2 protein-coding genes are annotated in these 3,723 nt (G+C 59.7%); both read right to left on the bottom strand.

From position 1 onward, the window contains the following. A partial coding sequence (locus tag WBP53_RS10530; protein ID WP_423928675.1) for an alpha/beta hydrolase family protein occupies positions 1 to 1,990 on the bottom strand: 1,990 nt, incomplete at its 3' end. A 450-nt stretch (positions 1,991 to 2,440) separates the two neighbouring features. Continuing rightward, on the bottom strand, positions 2,441 to 3,723 hold a 1,283-nt coding region (locus WBP53_RS10525), incomplete at its 5' end, for a mannose-1-phosphate guanylyltransferase/mannose-6-phosphate isomerase (RefSeq protein ID WP_423928673.1).

Genomic DNA, 3,723 nt, shown 5'->3' with positions numbered 1-3,723 from the left:
GCTTGCCGGGGCCTATATTCTGATCAAGGAAGGCGATGATTTTCTCATACATATCGGTGACGTTCTCTTCCTTGTAGTAGCCGTGGCCTTCGGATGGCTGATACAGCCAGACCACTTCTGCCCCGTTTTTGGTCAGGGCATTGCGCATGGCCTCGCTATGCACCGGCGGCACGCGCTTGTCCTCACCACCGGAGATCAGCATGACGTTGGCCTTGATCGTGGCAGCCTGGCTGGCCGGCGAACGCTGGGCCAGCACACTGGAATCCTTGCCAAGAACCTTTTCCAGATAGGCCTCCCCATACAGGGATTGAGGAATGTCGCCGCGTGTCCTCATGAGATTGAGATCGTAGACGCCGGCATCACCAATCGCGCATTGGTAGAGATCCGGTTCGCGCACGACAGCCTGCAAGGCCGAGTACCCACCATAGCTGGTACCCAAGGTACAAATCCGTTTCGGATCAGCCACGCCTTGCTTGATCGCCCATTTTGTCGCATCGGTCACGTCGTCCTGCATCTTGGCACCCCACTCGCCGTAACCCGCCTTGACGAAGTCGTATCCATATCCGCCCGAGCCGCGAAAATTGACCTGCAGGACTGCGTAGCCGCGACTCGTGAGTGCCTGCACCTTCCGGTTGTAGCGCCAGGTGTCACGAACTTCGTACGGGCCGCCGTGCAGATAGACAACCATCGGCAGGTCCCTGGCGTCTTCCTTGCCCGGCGGCTTGCTCAGATAGCCGTGCAGCAACAATCCATCGCGAGACTTGAAACTGAACGGCTCCATGGAGGCGAGCGGCTTGTTCTCGAGCCACGGCGCCTGCGAAAGCAGCAAACTCAGCTTTTTCGTATCCACATCGTAGAGATAGTACGTGCCCGGATTCTTGTCACCTTCGACGGAAACAATGATCTTCTTGCCATCTTTGCTGTTCGAAGTAAATTCCACTTCCTCACCAGGAAAGACGCCCATCATCTCGGCCAGCAATTTGCTTTCAGCCGCTTCGCGGTCGACGAGGGTGACTGCGGTCCGGCCCGGCATCGAGCGAATCGCGTAGATGTCCTTGCCGTCGAAAGTCTTCGAGTAGCTGATAGGCGAAGCTTCGCTTCCACTCCAGAGAGTCTTGAACGAGTGGTTCGCCACGTTCCACAGGCACAGGCCACCCACACCCTTGTCCCCGCCACAAAAGAAGTAGACGCCATCGCCGGCGCGATTGAAGGCTACCGGGTAGACGCGAACCCCATCCTTTGCCTCATCGATGACCAGCTCCCAATCCTTGCCATCACCCTGACGGTAGTACACCTTGTAGCTCTGATCGGTGTCCGTGCCAAAGGTGAATCGTGCCACGCCTTCATTGTCGGTCAGGAAGTCCGCGTAGATGAGCGGCGAGACGGTTAGCGTACGATTCTTGCCGCTGCGCACGTCGATCTTGCGTACTTCGGGGTGTAGCAGCTCGCCACCCGCAGATTTGACATGACTCCAGTTCCAGCGCCGCACGGCGATGATGGCGTCGTCATCCTCATCACGAAGATCGTCAAGCATCGAGGCGCTGGCGTTTTCGCTCTGCTTCTTCTGGATCAGGCTGCCAGTGGAGCCCGCGGGATCGCGATTGGCGCGGTAGCCGAACAGGATGTCACGACCCTTGCCATCTGCGTTCACGGCGAACAGCTCACCCGTGGATACAGGCTGTTCGAGCTGGCCAACCTTGGTCCCCAACGTATACAGGACCCGCTTGTCCGACACCCACCAGTAGTCGACAACCACGTCCTCTTCGCGAGGGGCGATCGAGAACCCCTGGTTGTCCGCGATGTTGACGATGGAGAGCACGCTGTCGCCGTCGACGATCGCGTTGATCGCAAGGTGGGTGCCATCCGGCGATATCTTCACATCCTTGAACTTGAGGTGGCGCGCAAAGTCCGACAGCGGTATGGCTTCGGCCCCCTGTGCACAGAGAGGAATGATCAAGAAGGAAACAAGGGCGAAGAGGCGAAGCGTCATGGCAACGGTTCCCTGTCGGTTGCTGGAATGTGGACTATTGCATAGCGAAAGATAAATTCAAACAGTGGGCAGGACTGAACAAGTGGCGCACTTGTCACGACGCCTGTCTGCATGCAGGTCGCGGCGCTTTGGCGCCAGTGGACTGGCCATCTCGGCAACGGCTCCTGCATCCTGCTGTACTGGAGCGAGGCAATGCCGCCAGCGCAGGATGCGCAAGAACGGGTTCCAACGCCTGCATGCGTGCATGCAGGCGCTTCCGGGCAGTGCAACAAGGAGCAGCGTGCAGGCAGGTTTCGCCTGACCGACCGTGTCCCAAGGGAGCACGTGGCGTTCAGGAGGCCTGCCAACCGCGCATTTGCACTCGAGGACCATCAGCCTTTACTGCGGCTCACAGAAAGGCTGGCATGCCTTCTGGATGGCATGACGTTCGGGCAGCTGGCTGGTTTTGCCCTAGCGCGGCACCCGTCCGTAGCGGTCTTCCAGGCGCACGATGTCATCCTCACCGAAGTAGTCTCCGCACTGGACTTCAATCAGGTGGATGTCCTGGGCGGTCGGGTTTTCCAGCCTGTGCACGGTGTTCATCGGTATATAGGCCGATTCATTGGCCTGCAGCATGAACTCGCGTTCACCGATGCGCACCTTGGCCGTGCCATCCACAACGGTCCAGTGCTCGCTGCGGCGGTTGTGCAATTGCAACGACAGGACATGCCCGGGCTTCACGGTCAGGCGCTTGACCTTGCAGTCGTCACGATCCTCGAGAATCGTGTAGCTTCCCCAGGGACGATGCACGGTGCTGTGGACGCTGGCAGCCTGGTGGTTGCTCGCGCGCAGTTGCTCGACCACGACCTTGACCTGTTGCGAGCGATCGCGATCGGCGACCAGGACTGCATCCCCGGTATCAACGATGACGAGATTGCTGACACCGACCGCCGCGACCATGCGCGTGCCGGCCTGGATGTAGCAGTTCTCGCTTTCCACGACGATGGCTTCGCCTTGCACGCGATTGCCGGCCGCGTCGGTTTGCTCGCCGAGGTTGCTGATTGCCTTCCAGGAACCGATGTCGCTCCAGTCGAATCGTGCGGGCACAACGGCAACGCGCTCTGCACGCTCCATGATTGCGTAGTCAATCGAAATATCGGGCTGCGCAAGGAATGCTTCACGCTCGAATTCGACCGGGCTCGTCTGGCCACTTTCGCTGGCGTGGCAGGCGCGTGCCGCAGCCAGCACGTCGGGGCAGGTCTTTTCCGCTGCCGCAATCAAGGCATCGGCGCGGAAACAGAACATGCCGGAATTCCAGGTGTAGTTGCCGGACGCCAGGTAGGACTCTGCTGTTTCCCTGTCGGGCTTTTCAACAAATGCCTCGACTTCGCGCCCTTCGCAATCGGGCACATCGGCACCCATGCGGATGTAGCCGAACCCGGTTTCGGGCGCACTGGGCTGAATGCCGAAGGTGACCAGCCAGCCCTCGGCCGCGAGCCTGACCGCACGCTGCACATCGGCGGCAAACCCGTCGAGATCCGCGATCAGATGATCAGCAGGCAGGATCAGCAAGGTCGCATCCGGTGAACACTGCTCCAGCGCATGCAATGCAGCGAGGACAACGGCAGGTGCGGTATTGCGCCCTACCGGCTCGAGCAGGAAGGGCAGTTTGTCCAGATTCGCATCCGCGTGACGGGAGTATTCATCACGGGTCAGGAAATAGTAGTCACGCCCGGTCACGGTAAGTACCGTGC

This window comes from Dokdonella sp. (genome assembly GCF_049593775.1).
In the GTDB taxonomy this organism is placed as follows: Bacteria; Pseudomonadota; Gammaproteobacteria; order Xanthomonadales; family Rhodanobacteraceae; genus Dokdonella.
Note: the sequence above shows the minus strand (reverse complement) of the source record. Positions and strands in the feature narration are given on the sequence as shown.